Genomic DNA, 15,724 nt, shown 5'->3' on the forward strand with positions numbered 1-15,724 from the left:
GCGCTTCCGGCGGGCCGCGCTCATAATGTCTCCTCCTTGGGGATCATCACATCGACGCGGCGGTTCGTGGCACGGCCTTCCGGGGTCGCGTTGTCGGCGATCGGCTCGTCTTCGCCCTTGCCGTCGGTGGTGATCCGCGACGGATCCTTGAACCCGGGCGCCATCATCGTCGCGACGGCTTTGGCGCGGGCGACGGAGAGGTCGAAATTGGACTTGAACGCGCTCGATTTGCGCGGTTTTGCGTTGTCCGTATGACCGACGATCCTGATCGGCCCCGGTTCGGCGTCGAGAGCCGCGGCGATGTCCGCGGCAACCAACTGGAACTCCGGCTTCAACTCGGCCTTGCCGGGTTCGAACGTCAGGGCATTGTTTATTTCCACCACGATGAAGCTGCCTTGCGTGCCCACCGCCAGCCCGCCGCGCGCCAGATCCTTGGCCAGCGCGGCACGGATGCGGTTGATCTGGGTGAGCTCGACGGGAGTTGGGGGAGGCGCGACTTTCGCCGGCTCGGCCGAGGGGGCCACCCCGGCGCGCGCGATTGTGACCGGCGTCGATGGATTGAGCGCCAGAAGCTCGCCGGCGACGGCGTCACCCTCATTGGTGATGAAGACGCGCAAGGCAAAGAAGGCCGCCGTCAGGAGGCCCGAGGCGATAGCCGCGACGGCCCAGAGCGGCAGCCGCGCCGACGGTCGCGCCATTGTCGCCGCCAACCCCTGCCAGCGGGGTGAAATGTCGTCGTCGGGCCGCGCCCTGAAGTAGCGCAGCGTGTCGAAGACGTCGCGTCGGACACGTTCGAGATTGCTGTCCTGGCGCGCGAGGCCGCGATACTGACCTTCAAACCCCAGCGACAGGCAGGCATGCATCAGCTCGAGCAGATCGTAATGCGCTTCCGGCTCGGCCAGCAGCTTGTTCAGCGCTTCATAGAAGCCGGCGCCGGTGGACTTAATATGAAAGAACCGCGACAGCATGCCATGCCCCGCCCAGCCGTCCCCCTCGGGCCAGGGCAGGTTGCCGACGAGATCGTCAGCGGTTTCGCAAAGGGCAAACTTGGCGATCCGCGCGTCCTCTTCGGCAATGCCCGACTTCTGCAGCGACCGATCGAAGCTTTCGATCGCCTCGGCGATATGCCCGGCCAGCGGTTCGGCACGTCTTTCGACCGGGATAAGCCTGAGCTGGCCGAGCAGCACCAGCAAGGGCGCGGCGGCCGCGACGATCGGGTTTGCCGTGGGGTAGGTGACGCTGCCGGCCGCGCCGAGCAGGACCTCCTGTTCCAGCGCGAGCGGGTGCGCCGCCTCGAAGGCGCCGGCATCGGCTGCCGCGTCTTGATAGATGACCGTTCCGGATGCCCAGCCCGGCGGCGTGTGGCGGCCGCCCTGGGGGTCGAACACCGTCGAATCCCTGACGGGCACGGATTGCCCGCCGTCCGCGGATCCCGGAGGTGACGGCGCCGACTTTTGCCCGCGCCGTGGATTGGCGCGAATGACGGTCTTGCCGGCGGAGCCGAAAGGATCGTCTTTCGAGCTCATCGCGGGTCTTCCGTCCGCGCCTGGCAGCCCTGGCGGAATGCAAAACGGGGGGCTGTCAGGGGCAAAGAATATGGGCCCTGCCGACGCTGGGGGTGTCCGGAGGAAACTTGGTTACAGAACGCGATCCCGCCGTAACATGACATTTGCCGCAGACCCCTAGGTCATTGAGCCGTACCCGCTTGGCGAACTGTCGTATGTGATCGTAATCTCAGAAGCCGCCGATTGGAACCGGATGCGCGGTGTCGAGGCGACTTTTCTTGGCCGGCTTCCCGGCTATCACACCGGATTTACAGCCTATTTCTGCTTGTCGGCCTTGGCGTAGGCTTCGCTGAAATAGGCCAGGAAGATATCCAGCATGCCGTTTTCGTGGGCTTCCTCCATGGTTCGCCAGGTCGCCACGAAGGCATCCCAGGCCTGGCTTTTCTTCGAACTGAACGAGGTGGGCGGAAGCTTCCTGCCGATCGCCTCGGGTGACAGGTCGTCAAGCAGCCGGGAGAGCGCGGCCTGCATGGCCGCATAGGTGGCGAATTCGTGTGTCTTGAGATCGCGGAAGGCGTCTTCGACACTGTGCCTGGCGTCCAAATAGCCGGCCCTGCGCCGCGCGAACATGATTTCCAGGATATCGTCTGTTCCCGGCACGAATTTGAGGGGGTTGTTGTCCGCCGCGCTGATCATCGTGCGGTGCGTGCTCTTTGCCAGGATCTTGGCGGCCGCGCGCGCCTTCAGCAGCAAGGCCAATTGCTCGACCGTCGTGCGCAAGACAGCGCCGATCTCGGCGGCAACCTCATGCGGGTCGCGCGATTGAAGCAGGTCCGGCGAGATGCCGGCCGCCCGCGCGATATCCCGGAGCAATTCGTCCGCGCCGGGGCGCTGTGCGGCCGAAGGCGGCGCGGCTGCCTGCAGCAGGGAAGACTTCGGCGCCGGCGCCTGGCGTTGCTCGCGCGAACCGAAGAACGGCTCGTTGCTGAATTTCGCGGGGCCGCCCGTCGGCGCTGGCAATTCGCGTTGCGTCGAACCGGATCTCGGTTGGGGGTGACCTGTCGCGCCGCGCTCGTCGTCGACGGTCACCGAGATGACATAGCGGCCGATCAGCAGCCGGTCGCCATGACCGAGGCGATGCGGCCCGGCCAGGCGCTGGCTGGACCCGTTGATGAAGGTGCCGTTGCGCGAAACGTCGTGCAGCCAGAACGCGCCCGCCTCATAGCGGACTTCGCAGTGCCGGCCGGAAATGAACTTGTCAGGGTCGGGCAGGGTCCAGTCGCAATTTTCGCGGCCGATTTCAAAGCTGCGGTCGCGCGAACCGTAACCGAGCGGCAGACCCGCGGGCGCGGCCTCGACATTGTTGATCTGCAGACTGATGAACATATGAAAGTGCCGCCGACCGCTGATCGATACTTCGCCATTCTAGCAGCTTGCGAGGACAACACGACAGCAGCCTCTTACAACCGCCTCCGCAGAAGGTTTCCCCGCCCTTGGTTCCTTTTGGTTGGCGGGAAAACATATGGTAGGCTGAACGAAGCCTAGTGTGGCAATCCGGGAAGTCCCCGAACGTGATGCGGTTAACATAGGGGAAACGTCAAATCCGTCACACTGGCGGCCGCGTCCTGGAGGGGCACGACCCATGCCGAACGAACGTGCCACGGTTGTGCAGACGCCGTTAGGCGCCGAGCTGTTGACATTCACCCATCTTGTCGGGCGCGATGAGATCAGCCGCTGCTTCGCCTATACGGTTGGGTTCGTCAGCACCGACCACAATGTCGATCCGTTGAAGATGCTCGGCGGCCCCGTTTCAGTCGAAGGCGAATCCGATCCGAAACGCTGGTTCAGCGGCCTGGTGTCGGAGTTCCGGCTTACCCGCATCGAGGACCGGCTGGCCTACTATGAATCGGTCATCAGGCCTTGGCTCTGGTTCCTCGGCAACACCACCGACTGCCGCATCTTCCAGAACATGACCGCCGTCGAAATCGTCGAGAAGATCTTCTCGAAATACGGTACGGCGAAATTCGAGAAGCGGCTGCAAGGGTCCTATCCCTCGCGCGAATACTGCGTGCAGTATGACGAGAGCGACCTGGATTTCGTGCAGCGGCTGCTCGAGCACGAGGGCATCTTCTATTTCTTTGAGTACGATGAGGGCAAACACACGCTCGTGCTCTGCGATGCGATGAGCAAGCTGAAGCCGGCACCTGGCTACGAAAAAGTCCTCTATCAGTTCGAGGGCCAGGGTTCGCGGCGTGATGTCGAATACATCACCGAATGGGTCCCGGGCAGCGAGGTGCGGCCCGGCGCCTATGCCCACACCGACTATGATTTCGAGAAGCCGGGCGCCGACCTGATGGCCAAGTCCGCCCAGCCGTTCGGCCACAAGGAGGCCTCGGGCGAGAACTACCGGCATCGCGGCGCGCATCTCGACACCGGGCGAGGCGACAGTCTTGCCGGGATCCGGCGCGAGGAACTCCAGGCCTTGCACCAGCGTAGCGCGGCTGCCGGAACCGTGCGCGGCCTCCATTCCGGCTGCACTTTCAAGCTGGAAAGCTTTCCGCGCGACGACCAGAACCAGGAATATCTGGTGATCAGCGCCGAATACAGGCTGTTCGATCCAGGCTACAGAACCCAGAACGAGGCCCATGCCGAGAACTTCAAAATCGTGCTCGGCGTCGCGCCGACTTCCTTGCACTACCGTCCGCCGCGGATCACGCCGCGGCCGATCATGCGCGGGCCGCAGACGGCAACGGTGGTCGGCCCTTCGGGCGAGGAGATCTTCACCGACAAATATGCACGGGTGAAGGTGCAGTTCCACTGGGACCGGCTGGGCAAGAAGAACGAAAACAGCTCCTGTTTTGTGCGTGTCTCGCAAACCTGGGCCGGCAGCGGCTGGGGCTTCATCCAGATCCCGCGCATCGGCCAGGAGGTCATCGTCGATTTTCTCGACGGCGACCCCGACCTGCCGATCATCACCGGCCGGGTCTACAACGCCTCGCAGATGCCGCCTTACGGGCTGCCGGGCAACGCGACGCAATCGGGCTGGAAATCTAACTCCTCGAAGGGCGGCGGTGGCTACAACGAGCTGATGTTCGAGGACAAGGCGGGCTCGGAGCTCGTCAATTTCCAGGCCCAGAAGGACCACAACCTGCTGATCAAGAATGATCGCAACAAGCTGGTGCAGCACGACCAGTCCGACCGCATCGACCACGACGCCAAGCACTCCGTCGGCCACAACCTCGACGAGGACGTCGGCAACAACAAGACGGTCAAGGTCGGTGTCGACCAGACGACGAACATCGGTAGCAACGATACGGAGACTGTGGGCAAGGACCGCTCGCTGACGGTGATGGCCAACGAGACCATCCATGTCGTGTCGAATTCGACGGAGAATATCGACGCCAACCATTCGCAGACGGTTGGGATCGTTCAGACGGTGACCGTGGGTGCAGCGCGCATCGATACGGTGGGGGCGGCTGAGACGAGAAGCGTCGGAGCGGTGCAGACGAACACGATCGGGGCGTCGAGGAGCATGACCGTCGGAGCGGCGCAGAGCCACGATATCGGTGCCTCGGATAGCTGGAACATTGCGGCTGCGCAGAGCGTCCAGATAGGCGCCGGCCAGACAATTAAGATCGCGAAGGATCAGGGAACAGACATCGGGGCTGGGCGCTCTGCCAAGATTGCCAAGGATGACGCGACCGAGGTTGGGGGCTCCCGGGCGCTCAAGATTGCCAAAGGCAGTGCGGTTGAGGTGGGCGAGGATGGGCTTATCAAAATCGGCAAGGATTTGCTGATCGAGGCAGGCGACTCGATCGTGATCAAATGTGGCTCGGCGGCGATCTCGATGAAGAAGGATGGCACGATTTCGATCGAGGGCAAGGACATTTCGGTGAACGCGTCGGGCAAGATCAACGCCAAGGCATCGAGTGACATCACAATGAAGGGCTCGGAAATAAAACAGAACTGAGGACGTGCGATGACGACTACAAAAGAGCGCATTGAAGGAGTTGTGATTGGCATATTCTTGGGCTTCGGCAAGGATGCCCCGCTTGTTGTCTTTCCCGGAAATCTGCAGGAGACAGCAATCCCGGCGCGTAGCCTTGCCGAACTTACGTCGGACATGATCGGTTCCGAGGTTGCTTTGCTATTTCAGGACGGCGATCCTGGTCGGCCGCTCATCGTCGGACGGATCGTCGAGCCGGCACGTCGCGGTTCGACACCGCAAACGGTTCGCGACGGAGAACAGGTACGGATCACCAGCGACGAGCGCATCGAGCTTCGTTGCGGGAAGGCGACGATTATCATGGAAAAGGACGGCCACATCACAATTCGCGGCACTTATCTCACAAGCCACGCCAGTGCCGCCAATCGCATTCGCGGTGGTTCGATCAACCTCAATTGATGCCCGCCCCCGTCATCCATGAAATAGTCCGACAGCATGCCGAAATGGCGGCTTTCCTGTGGACGGTTTACGATCACCACCTTTTGCATCCGGATGCAAACCCGGACATGGACGTGGAGCGGCTCGCTCGCCTCGTAGAACGGCTTGAGGCGCATCTTGACGGGTTGCGCATAGCTGGTGATCAAGGTCGGAAGATTGCAATGGAACGTTACGCCGAGTTCCCCGAGGCGGGAGAGTTGTTCGTTGTACGGATGCTTTCCGTGAAAGAGGCACCTCGCATTGTGGACCTCGATTTGGAAAAGACGCGGGCCTACCTAGCGTCGGAATTGCGTTGATGCCGGCGCTAAACGCCAGGATTTTGCCGATATATCACCGTGCGGCTTGGCCGATCGCTTAGAAAACCTCCATGACCCGCCAAACAGCTCCGTCATAGAGCACAACGCGCGCATCCTCAGCTGCAAGAAGGTACTTATCGTTTGCTCTTATCCGGAAAGGGGCGAAGCCTTTCTGGAACTCAGACACCGTTGTTCCATCAAGAGCGAACAAGCCATACCCGGGAGAGGCTAGGACGAAGCGTCCACGGTAGACGCAGGAGCCGTGAATATCGACTTCCTGCGCTAAGGTTCCCTCAAAACCGGCGGTTATCGATCCGACATAGATCGATCCTGCATTTCCCGCGACAACGACTTGGCCACCAGCGTTATGGGTCACCGTGTGCAGGTTTCGATTCGTGGATAGATCGATTTGTGTCCAACCGCGTCCGTTATAATGCGCAAAAACGCCGCCTGCGCCGCACACGTAGATATCGTCGTGCGAGAGCGCCGTCACGTCGTGGAGATTGTGATCCTCAGGGTATTTCAGGTCGACCCAGGCATCGCCATCTTGGCGGAAGACACGGCCGTGGGATCCTACTGTGGCTATCAGGCTATCGAGTGGTCCGCATATCTTGGTTAGAGGGTATTGTGAGAGCTTAGTCTGTGTCGTTTCTCCATTTCGAGTACTCCAAACCACCCCGTCCGCGGCGATGGATACGATCGTACCATCCGTGGCGACTGTGAAGTCTACCAACCAAGTATCAAGTGAAACGGAGATCGTCCCCTCTCGGGTCGGAAAATCTGGGTAGAAGAAGATTCGAGAGATGTAGAAAGTGCGTTCCTCATTCGTCGTTACGATGAGAACAAAAGCATCCGCCGCTCCCCTTCCCTCCACCTTCAGACAACTGATGTACTCTCCCGGATTTGTCAGCGATTGAGCCATGACAGGTTGCTCCTATGAGAAGGTTGTTACGGTACCCGGCAGCCGGACTCCGCTCGGAGGTGCCGGGAAATCGGTGCTGGGTTGAGGCATGCGGCACTCGGTATCGCGCATGTCTTTCTTGTTCTTTCCTGTTACCCACTCAAAATAGTTCTCGACAACCTGCTTTAGGCAATCTAGCGCTGCCTTGACCTTGGCATTGTGCTTCTTGTCACCGGGCTTCGGTTGGAGATTTTCATGGTTTGCCTTGATGCTCTCCATTTCGGTATCGATAACCTTGCCAAGCGTTGGCTGCGTATCTGATGCCTTCAACTCGGCCACCAGAGCAAACTGGGCCGTCGTTTTCTTGCCGTGCGTGCTATTCGGATTCGCATGACCTGGACCTTGCATGCAAATGCACGGTGCGCCCTTACTGCTATACTTTTCAAAACCTTTGATTGAAGTATCTGCTGAACGATTGTTCTGAAAAAAGGCGTTCATGCACATATGCTCAGACTGCAACTGCTGCCCGTTGTGGCTCATGGTGCCGCACGGGTTATCCTCGTGCTTGTGTAGGTGGATGTTCAGATCGTTCAGGACCTGCTCACAGTTGTATCTTCCGGATTTGAGTGTTGCCACGTGTGGCCATGTAACCGTGTTTCCCTGCGGGGAAGCATGATTGTTCGTAGCCAGATCAGTATGCCTAATAACCGGCTCGCCATCGAATTTCACGTTATTTGACCAAGAATTAAAGTATCCCTTGCCGGTATTTTTCGAAGTTATTATCCCTTTCTTTGCGGCGCACCCAGCCTCTGTTCCAGATGTTTTGGACAAATCAGACTTGTTCTTAATGTTTACGGTCTCGCCGCCAATTTTAACCGTTCCAGTTCCGTTCTCGCTGTCGGAAGCAAATCCGAAACTTGGGTAGGGGACAGGCACGCCGGGGGGGGTGGCAGGATTTTCTGGAGGGGTGAAGCAGGTATCCGGGAAAGCGGCGATCGTTCGGGCGTTCACCGACTTGCCAGAAATCTCGAGCCCGTTGGCGAATACGTTCGACATCACGCCGCCCTCGCAGCCATTACGGCTGCGCCGCATGCGCCGGCATCGTTGGATGCCTCAATCAGGACTGGATTTCCGGCAGCATAACCTTTGTTCGCTGCAGTGAATGCCATTCCAATCATCAATGGTACGACCGCAGCGCCGACATTGCCGAGTGACTCCGCCGGTGACCAGATATCTTGGAATTCGTGCCGCCCGCGCACTAGGCGCAGGCTCGCCAACGCGCTCTGTTTGAACCAGTACTGCTCACCGATCAGATCGGAAATCCGATAGCCAAGTCGATTCATTTCGATGCCAGTTTCGTCTAACGCCATTTGGTACGCGGTGGTCATGCCGTCCCCGCGCAACGGCAGATCCTCAGCGTTGTAGATTGATGACGGATCCTTCGCGAGCCCGAGCCCGAAGAGATGGAAGCCGGGTGCCGTGGCGCGGCGGCAAAGAACGGCTCCTGCCGCCTCTCCTGGGATGAATCCGTTCGGATTGTCGGGCGTCAGAAGGCGGTCGTCTCCGAGATAGTTCGCGACCGCGCCTGCTGTCAGATAACTGTCGACACCAGCGATCATCACATAGGGCACCGTGTCCGATGAAAGGAGCTTGCGAGCATGGCTGAGCGCGACATGCCCGGAAGGCCGGCCATGCGCCACGATGCGTGCGCGTCCATATGGCTCAACTTCGGCAATTTCGGCGATGCGGCGAAGCAGGCTCGACGCATCGCTGACCGGGCGGCCGGGACGATCTTCCTCAGCCAGACACAAGATCAGCGCTGTCCGGCCTCGCGCCTCGGGAACCTTCTCGAAGGCTTCGCAGATTGCACCGGCGACGAGGTGGGCGACGCGCCTTTCGCCGATCCAATTGCGCGGCAACGGGATCGGCGCGCCGATCAGCCAATCGCCGTTGGGGCCAATGAATCGGGTTTCTTGAAAGCCGTCGAGCCGGGCGCGCATCGCAGCGCAGGACGATGGAGCGTTTAGGCCGACGGCTGTGACCATGCCTACGGACTGGATGTCGATCGAAGCGGTCAAGCCTCTTCCTCCGTCGCTAGGTTAGTCGCGGCCGTGACGCGCATGTAAGCTCGGCCGGCGGCGCGCGCGCGCAGCATGGATTCGGTTGGCGGCCCTATCCAACATTCGGTAAAATCGAGGATTGTGCGCCGGACGCGTTGCCAGGCCCGCCAGACCAGCAAAAAGCGACGGTTCTCTGGATCGAACAAAACGGTGTCGGGAGATATGCTTCCGTCAAACACTCTGTCCCGCTCCTTGAACAGGGTTAGCGGTAACGCTGTCTGTGGCAGGCGAAAGCTCACTCGTCCCTCTGGCGTTAGATTGACGAGTTGCACTTCCTCACCGCCCCGAGGATGGTCAATCTGCTGGTCGGGTGGCGCCATCTGGAAATAGCGTTCATCGAAGTCGGGCGGCAGGAACGGGAATATGTTCTTCGTCCAATTTTCGTCGTAGCTGCCGCCAAACTCGATGCGGCCCGGCCAACTGCGGCCCATCGGACCAAAGCTCATCGGCTTGTAGTCGCCGAACGGCGTCCGGATTTCTTCGCCGACAGCCTGAGTATTCGGCAACCGCAGGCCGGGTATGAGCCGCTGGTTCCTGGTCCGCGACCAGCCGGTACCAACGGGATTGTATTTGTAGCTGGCAGGAAGCTTGTCCTCAGGGTCCAGCCGGTCGACGCCACCCCAGGCAACGTCATAGGAGACGGGCAGTTTCAGGAAGGGCTGCGGCGACGTGGCGGCAAAGACCGGGCCGATGGCACGCCACTCGCGGTGGCCGATGACCTCAAAGAGCTTCGACCAATTGCCCACTTTGATGCCGACCGGCACGCGCTCCGCTGGACGCCCACCTGGTGCGTAGGCAAAGCCGTTGGCAATCACGTCGCAGCGCGGCTTGCGGAAAGCGAAGTCCGTTTCCCACAGAGTAGCCGAATAGCCGGGCGCGCCGGTGTACGTGTCGGCCATGACTAGCGGCACTTGTTCCGCCGATTTCTGCACCGGGCCGCCCGGCGTCATGGGGAAATCGAACGTTCCTTTGACCACCACGACCAACCACTCATGGCCGGCCTTGTCCATGCCCATGGTGAACTGGTGCGGATAGCCCATCTGGTTCCAGATCTGCATCAGCTGGTCTCCCAGGTGGCGGCGAAGATCTGCTCCAGCGTCTTTCCCGGTTCCTTCGCATCGACATCGAAAATGTCCGTGCGCGACGTCCACATCACCATTTCGTCGATGACATCGCCGTCGTCCGCTTCGACACCCGGCGCAGGCAGGGACGCCAACACCGTATCGAGCACATCGGGTGTCAGCTCGCCCCGTTGCGCGGCGAAGGCTGCCTCTTCGATGTCGTCGAACCAGGCGTCGGCGTAAGCGAGCTTGAGCGGCGCCTCGGTCAGCTGTGCCACGATGCTCAAGGGGAACCGCCGGCCGACCCGATCGGCGCTCTGCAGCACAATTCCCGCCGAGGCGCCGAAGGAAGCCGGTCCCGCCAGAAAGCGCAGCGCCGTGCTCCGCGGCCATGTCTCAAGCCCAAACAGCGGCACGATGTGTTGCGCCAGCCAGCGGTCCCACACGCGCACGAAATCTCCCGTCAGCCGCCGCGACACGAAGTCGCCGGTGGCGGGCATCTTGCCATAGAAGCCGGGCACGTTCAGATCTGCGGCGGACATGTGAACTTCTTGAACATTTCGAGTGTGTAGGGGTTCTCGACGCTGGCGGCCTTGAGTTCGAAATCGGCATACATGCCTTTCGTGCCGAGCCGCAGGCTGTAGACGTCGGTGAGCGAGGTGCCGTTGAACTTGCCGCCGCGCAGCATTCGCAGCCACGCCCAGCTGCCTGTCTCGTTGAGCATGACCTCAGGCGAACCGTCGACCGGCTGGAAGGCGAGCGAGATCACGCCGGTGCCGTCCTTGCCGGGCCATGTCATCGGCTGCGGCCTGGTTGCGTTGTTGAAGTAGACGAGGTTCTGGCCGTCGAGATTGAGCGTCACGCGGGTCACGTTGGGTGACAGGTCCTTCGGCTCCAGCGTGAAGTTCATCACTGGGCCGGTGCCGCCGGGGAACAGGTCGTCGCGGATGTGCCTCGCCTGTTCGAACGCCGCCAGCGCCGACGGGTCGAGGCCGAAATCGGCGCGCCATTTCCATGGCTGGCTGGCGGTGTCGACATAGCTGATCAGGTGGTCGTTGATGAAGGCGTCGATCAGGCCGGACGGTCCGAACAGGCGGGCGAAGTCGCGGACATTGACGTCGACCGCGCTCTCGGGGCTGAACGGATAGCGGTTGTCGAGCGCCGCCTGGCAGAACGGCAGGATATCGGCGCGCCAGATGGCGTTGAGTTCGTTGGTGACGGCCTTTTGCGTCAGGCCGCTGGTGTCGCCGGCGATGCCGCCGAGCCAGTCGTCGATCGGGTCGGGCAGGATCTGCGCCTGCCTGGCGACAGCTCCGGTGAGTTCGGCGAGGCCGCCCTGCTTCTTGATGGCATCCTGGGGATCGGGGTTGGCGGTGACAGTCTGCAGCACATTGGAAAGCGCCGTCAGGGCCACCACCGCCGCGTCGAGCGCCGGCGGCTGGCCATCGACCTCGGCGATCGCGCCCTTCAGCCGCTTGAAGTGTTCGGCCACCAGGCTGCCGGTAAGGTCCACCTTGTCGGCGGAGCCCGCGCGCGGCAGCAGCTTTGCCCCGGTCTTGACGACCTTGCCAAGCTTGCCGAGCTTGCCGAGCAGTTTCGAGCCGCCCTTCGCCGCCGCCTTGTCGTCGGCCGGTGCTTCATCGGAGCGGGTGAGGTCCGTCTCCTGAACCACAGCCGTCAGCAGACGCTTCAGCGCGGAATCGGCGCTTGAAAGGTCCTTGAGGTTCTCGCTGGCGACATTGAGGTCGGTCAACGGCGCGAGCCTCATATCGCGCAGGAAGCTGTCCCATTGCGCGATGTAGTCGTCGTAGTAGAGCTTCAGGATGTCCTCGGACAGCGCCGAGACGGAGGTCTCGGAATTCTCCGAGCAACCGCCAGCGAACACCGCCCGATCCAGTGCCGCTTGGGCGGCGACGTCCTCGACCCGGTCGAGAATGGCATCGTGGAAGCCGGCATAGGTGAAGGCGCCGGCAACGCCGACGCGCAGCGTCTTGTCGGAGCGGCGGGCAAACACCTTGGCGCCGTTGGGGCCGGCGAAATTGGCCGGGATCCATTCCTTCACCGCGGCCACTTCCGGATCGGCCAGCAATTGCTTGTAGGCGCGCGCCGGCAACGAGATCGTGCAGACCGTTTTAAGCGCCTCGGCGACCAGCTCCTTGTCCGGAGCGATGTAGCTGTCATCGACCGCCATGCGCCGGATCGCGGCCAACTGGTGCTCTTCCGCGTCCGGGCTCGGGAAAGGCGGCGCCGGCGCGAATTCCGGCAGGCTGTTGACCCACCAGTTCTGGGCGAAGTCGGTGTCCATCTGAGACAGGCCGGTCATCATGCGATAGGTCTTCAGCGCCCCCAGCATGAAGTCAGGGTCGCGGATCTGCCGCCACATGGTCGCCTCGAGCAGCGCGACCATGTGCGGCTCGAGCACGTTGCGCAGCGCGTGGTCGTAAGCGTCCGCCTGCGCGCGCATCAGTTCCGGCGAGGCCGACGGTCCCAGGAGGTCATGCGGCGCGTCCGGCGGCGCGGTTCGCGCATTCGTGACTTCGTCCATGGCGGCCAGCGCGCCATCGATGGCCGGCTGCTCCACCGACGCCGGGGCGGCGGTGACAGCGGTCAGCGGGTCCTGCAGCGCCTCGAACTGGCCAGCCTGCGCGGCGATCGCATTGCGGTTGTCGTAGTAGGACCAGGTGAACAGGCCGGCGGCCAGCAAGGCCGCCGCCGCGCATGCGGTGGCCGCGCCACGCCAGATCCAGGCGCGGCGGCGTTGCGCCAGCGGGTCGAACGTACCGAGCCCGGCTTCCTTGAAGATGACCTCAGTCAGCAGGTTCCTCAGGAAGAAGCTGCGCTTTTCGACGCGTGGCGCCGGCATGGCGCGGCGCGGAGGCAGCCCGAACGATGAGGAAAGGGCTGCAGTCAACCGGTCGATGGGCGCCCCTTCCTGCGTCGCCGACGTCAGATAAAGGCCGCGCAGCCAGGCGGCCTCTTCGTAGCGGCTTTCGCCGAACATCGCCTCGATCAGCACCTGGATCGGCTCGGAAAGGCTTGCGAGCTGGGCGGGGAAGCGGAAGATCTCGGCGCGTGCGGCGAGCTTGTCTTCGTCCTCCAGGCGCGGCACCAGGCGCCGCTCGAGCTCGGTCGCCAGCGTGGTGATTTCGCGCTCGACGGTCTTGGCGTCGACGCGCGCATCGAGCGGGAAGGTCGTCCCCCACACCTGTTCGCGCGATGCCGTCGACAGGCCGCCGAAGAATGCCTCGAAGCCCTTGATCAGATCGGCCTTGGTCAGCATCAGGTAGACCGGAAGGCGGATTTCGAGCCGGTCGTTGAGTTCGGCCAGCCGGCGGCGGATCTTGCGGCCATGCGCCTTGATGGCTTCGTCGCCCTCCGAAAGCGTGTCGATCGAAAGCGCGACGATCACGCCGTTGAGGGCGCGGCGGCCCCGATGCTTCTTCAGAAGGTCGAGGAAGCCCAGCCATTCCGCCGCGTCGACGTCAGGCTGGCTCTCCTGCTGGACATAGCGGCCGGCGGTGTCGATCAGCACTGCGTTCTCGGAGAAGAACCAGTCGCAGTTGCGGGTGCCGCCAACGCCCTGCAGGTCGTCGGTGAGATCGATGGGAAAATTCAGCCCGGACTGCCGCAAGGCTGTGGTCTTGCCGGTGGCCGGCGGCCCGACGATCACGTACCAAGGCATCTCGCGCAGGAACTTGCGCCCGCCGAGCTTGCGGCGCTTCAACTCGGCCATCACCTCGCCGAATTTCGCGCCGACGGCGGCGACGTTCTCCTCGCCTGGGGTAAGCTGCTTCTCCGCCGCTGGCGCCGCGATCTCGGCGACGAACATGCGGTTGGCGCGGATCGCGCGGCGCTGGGCGAGGATCAGCCAGATCAGCCACAGGATGATCAGCCCCGCGATCATGGCGATGCGCACATTGTCGGAATCGAACGGTGAATAGGGGCCAACCTGGACGATCGGGCCGAAGATCCAGATGACCAGCGACAGTAGCGCGATGCCGATCAGCGTCCAGAGGAAGCGCGAGGTGAGCACGGCCCAGAGGAAGCGAAAGATGAACATCTCAGAGCCTCTTCTCGACCAGTACCTCTACGCGCCGGTTGAGCGCCCGGCCCTCGCGTGTCGAGTTGTCGGCCACCGGATCGGTCTCCGCGCGCCCTTCGGAATGGATGCGCTCCTGCGGCACGCCGGCCCGTACCAGCAAGTTGGCTATGGTCTCGGCCCGCGCTTCCGAGAGCCGCTGGTTGCTCGACAGCGGGTTCGATCTTTGCAGACGCACGTTGTCGGTGTGGCCGACGACGGTGATGTCTCCGATCAGCTCCTGGTTGGCGAGAATGACCTTGGCGATGGATTCGACCAGCGGCTCATAGCCTTCGGTCAGCGTCGGCCGTGACGACTGGAACAGTTCGGGGTTGGAGGCCTGGATGACCAGCTTGGCGAGCGACACGCTCTCGGTGCCGCTCAGTGCCCCCTTGAGGTCGTCAGGCGCTTCGGCCTTGAATTCCGGCAGCAGCGCGAAATCGACTGGTTCCGGCGCAGGCGGCTCCGGCGCGTCGACCTTTGGCGCGGCGCGCGTGATGTCGGCGCGTTCAGGCGGCGGCAGCGCGCGGACGAGCGCCGAGAGTTCCACCGCCTGGCTGCTCAGTCCCATCGAGAGCCCGATATGGACCAGGGTGGCGATCACCGCCGCGGCGAGCGCCATCACCCAGATCGGCACGATGAAGCGCTGCGGCTCGTCCGAGGCATTCACGCCTTTCCAGTTCGGCGACAGCGGCGCGCCCTCGGCGTCGGCATCGCGCAGGAAGCGCGCCGCCGCCACGCGAACGGCGTTGAGCGAACGGTCGCCGGAGCGGCCCGGCACACGGTATTTGCCGCGGAAGCCGAGTGCCAGGCACTGGTATTGCAGCTCCAGCAATTCGCGATCCCGGTTCGGGTGCCGTTCCAGTTCGTCGAGACGCGTGAAGAACTGCGTGCCGGCATCGACGTCGCCGCGCAGCATGACCACCAGCGGCTGACGCGGCCACACGCTGGCGCCGCCCCATGGCGTGTTGAGCGCGAGGTCGTCGAGCAGCGCGGCTACCGCCCAGGCCGCCTGATCCGCCCGCTCCAGCGAGGAGCCGGTCTGCATGGCGGTGTCGCGTGCCCGGACCAGTTCCTCGAGCAGGCGCGTGCGCAAGGTTTCCGGGTTCTCCGGCGCCAGGGCGCTTTCGAGCTCGGGCGCGAATTCGAGCAGCGGCGCAAAGGCGTTGATGAGCGCATTGGGATGGGCGCGCGAGCGCTTGACCGGCGCACCCGTCAGCATCGGCGTCATCGGCCGCGGCATCTGGGCGCCGGTCAGCCTGATGCGCGTGCGTTCGCGATCCTCCGACAGTCCGAAAGGATCATCCCGGCTCATGATC

The 15,724-nt window shown here is 62.7% G+C and carries 12 protein-coding genes; 3 read left to right on the forward strand and 9 right to left on the reverse strand.

Features of this window, described 5'->3' with window-relative positions; genetic code table 11:
* Positions 1 to 20 precede the first annotated feature (20 nt).
* Together tssL (JG743_RS12120) and tagH are read right to left on the reverse strand one after the other, a co-directional pair.
* Positions 21 to 1,526, reverse strand: a complete 1,506-nt coding sequence (gene tssL, locus JG743_RS12120) for a type VI secretion system protein TssL, long form (RefSeq protein WP_202300414.1) — start codon at positions 1,524 to 1,526, stop codon at positions 21 to 23.
* 294 nt (positions 1,527 to 1,820) lie between these two features.
* Positions 1,821 to 2,891: a type VI secretion system-associated FHA domain protein TagH gene (gene tagH / locus JG743_RS12125; protein ID WP_202300415.1), complete on the reverse strand. Its 1,071-nt coding sequence runs from the start codon at positions 2,889 to 2,891 to the stop codon at positions 1,821 to 1,823.
* A gap of 256 nt (positions 2,892 to 3,147) precedes the next feature.
* Here tagH and JG743_RS12130 point away from each other — a divergent pair, with 256 nt between their 5' ends.
* Genes JG743_RS12130 through JG743_RS12140 form a run of 3 tightly spaced genes read left to right on the forward strand, consistent with a single transcriptional unit; the run spans position 3,148 to position 6,245 of the window.
* A complete protein-coding gene (locus tag JG743_RS12130; protein ID WP_202300416.1) occupies positions 3,148 to 5,475 on the forward strand; it encodes a type VI secretion system Vgr family protein in 2,328 nt (775 codons plus the stop codon).
* 9 nt (positions 5,476 to 5,484) lie between these two features.
* Positions 5,485 to 5,910 carry a DUF6484 domain-containing protein gene (locus JG743_RS12135; RefSeq protein ID WP_202300417.1) on the forward strand — a complete coding sequence of 142 codons (426 nt, stop codon included), beginning with the start codon at positions 5,485 to 5,487 and terminating at the stop codon, positions 5,908 to 5,910.
* Entirely contained in the window at positions 5,910 to 6,245 is a 336-nt protein-coding gene (locus JG743_RS12140; protein ID WP_202300418.1) for a hypothetical protein, read from the forward strand. Before JG743_RS12135 ends, JG743_RS12140 begins: the two co-directional genes overlap by 1 nt.
* A gap of 58 nt (positions 6,246 to 6,303) precedes the next feature.
* Here the strand turns inward: JG743_RS12140 and JG743_RS12145 are convergent, their stop codons facing one another.
* Genes JG743_RS12145 through tssL (JG743_RS12175) form a run of 7 tightly spaced genes read right to left on the reverse strand, consistent with a single transcriptional unit; the run spans position 6,304 to position 15,720 of the window.
* Positions 6,304 to 7,167 carry a WD40/YVTN/BNR-like repeat-containing protein gene (locus tag JG743_RS12145; protein ID WP_202300419.1) on the reverse strand — a complete coding sequence of 288 codons (864 nt, stop codon included), beginning with the start codon at positions 7,165 to 7,167 and terminating at the stop codon, positions 6,304 to 6,306.
* A 12-nt stretch (positions 7,168 to 7,179) separates the two neighbouring features.
* Positions 7,180 to 8,238 carry a PAAR-like domain-containing protein gene (locus JG743_RS12150; protein WP_244673125.1) on the reverse strand — a complete coding sequence of 353 codons (1,059 nt, stop codon included), beginning with the start codon at positions 8,236 to 8,238 and terminating at the stop codon, positions 7,180 to 7,182.
* On the reverse strand, positions 8,202 to 9,224 hold the full coding sequence (locus tag JG743_RS12155; RefSeq protein WP_202300420.1) for a 3-oxoacyl-ACP synthase: 1,023 nt from the start codon (positions 9,222 to 9,224) through the stop codon (positions 8,202 to 8,204). The genes JG743_RS12150 and JG743_RS12155 overlap by 37 nt, the downstream gene beginning before the upstream one ends.
* Complete coding sequence (locus JG743_RS12160; protein WP_202300421.1) at positions 9,221 to 10,324, reverse strand: DUF2169 family type VI secretion system accessory protein; 1,104 nt, start codon at positions 10,322 to 10,324, stop codon at positions 9,221 to 9,223. Before JG743_RS12160 ends, JG743_RS12155 begins: the two co-directional genes overlap by 4 nt.
* Complete coding sequence (tagF, locus tag JG743_RS12165) at positions 10,324 to 10,869, reverse strand: type VI secretion system-associated protein TagF (RefSeq protein ID WP_202300422.1); 546 nt, start codon at positions 10,867 to 10,869, stop codon at positions 10,324 to 10,326. Before tagF ends, JG743_RS12160 begins: the two co-directional genes overlap by 1 nt.
* A complete protein-coding gene (gene tssM / locus JG743_RS12170; protein WP_202300423.1) occupies positions 10,851 to 14,387 on the reverse strand; it encodes a type VI secretion system membrane subunit TssM in 3,537 nt (1,178 codons plus the stop codon). Before tssM ends, tagF begins: the two co-directional genes overlap by 19 nt.
* A gap of 1 nt (position 14,388) precedes the next feature.
* Entirely contained in the window at positions 14,389 to 15,720 is a 1,332-nt protein-coding gene (gene tssL / locus JG743_RS12175; RefSeq protein ID WP_202300424.1) for a type VI secretion system protein TssL, long form, read from the reverse strand.
* Positions 15,721 to 15,724 lie beyond the last annotated feature (4 nt).

This window comes from Mesorhizobium sp. 131-2-1 (genome assembly GCF_016756535.1).
Lineage (GTDB): Bacteria > Pseudomonadota > Alphaproteobacteria > Rhizobiales > Rhizobiaceae > Mesorhizobium.

Bases quoted from the DNA above. Each gene is read 5' to 3' on its own strand.
- JG743_RS12160 (WP_202300421.1), bottom strand. From the start codon at position 10,324: ATGCAGATCTGGAACCAGATGGGCTATCCGCACCAGTTCACCATGGGC.
- tagF (WP_202300422.1), bottom strand. From the start codon at position 10,869: ATGTCCGCCGCAGATCTGAACGTGCCCGGCTTCTATGGCAAGATGCCC.
- JG743_RS12145 (WP_202300419.1), bottom strand. From the start codon at position 7,167: ATGGCTCAATCGCTGACAAATCCGGGAGAGTACATCAGTTGTCTGAAG.
- JG743_RS12135 (WP_202300417.1), top strand. From the start codon at position 5,485: ATGACGACTACAAAAGAGCGCATTGAAGGAGTTGTGATTGGCATATTC.
- JG743_RS12150 (WP_244673125.1), bottom strand. From the start codon at position 8,238: ATGCGGCGCAGCCGTAATGGCTGCGAGGGCGGCGTGATGTCGAACGTA.
- JG743_RS12130 (WP_202300416.1), top strand. From the start codon at position 3,148: ATGCCGAACGAACGTGCCACGGTTGTGCAGACGCCGTTAGGCGCCGAG.
- tssL (WP_202300414.1), bottom strand. From the start codon at position 1,526: ATGAGCTCGAAAGACGATCCTTTCGGCTCCGCCGGCAAGACCGTCATT.
- tssL (WP_202300424.1), bottom strand. From the start codon at position 15,720: ATGAGCCGGGATGATCCTTTCGGACTGTCGGAGGATCGCGAACGCACG.
- JG743_RS12140 (WP_202300418.1), top strand. From the start codon at position 5,910: ATGCCCGCCCCCGTCATCCATGAAATAGTCCGACAGCATGCCGAAATG.
- tagH (WP_202300415.1), bottom strand. From the start codon at position 2,891: ATGTTCATCAGTCTGCAGATCAACAATGTCGAGGCCGCGCCCGCGGGT.
- tssM (WP_202300423.1), bottom strand. From the start codon at position 14,387: ATGTTCATCTTTCGCTTCCTCTGGGCCGTGCTCACCTCGCGCTTCCTC.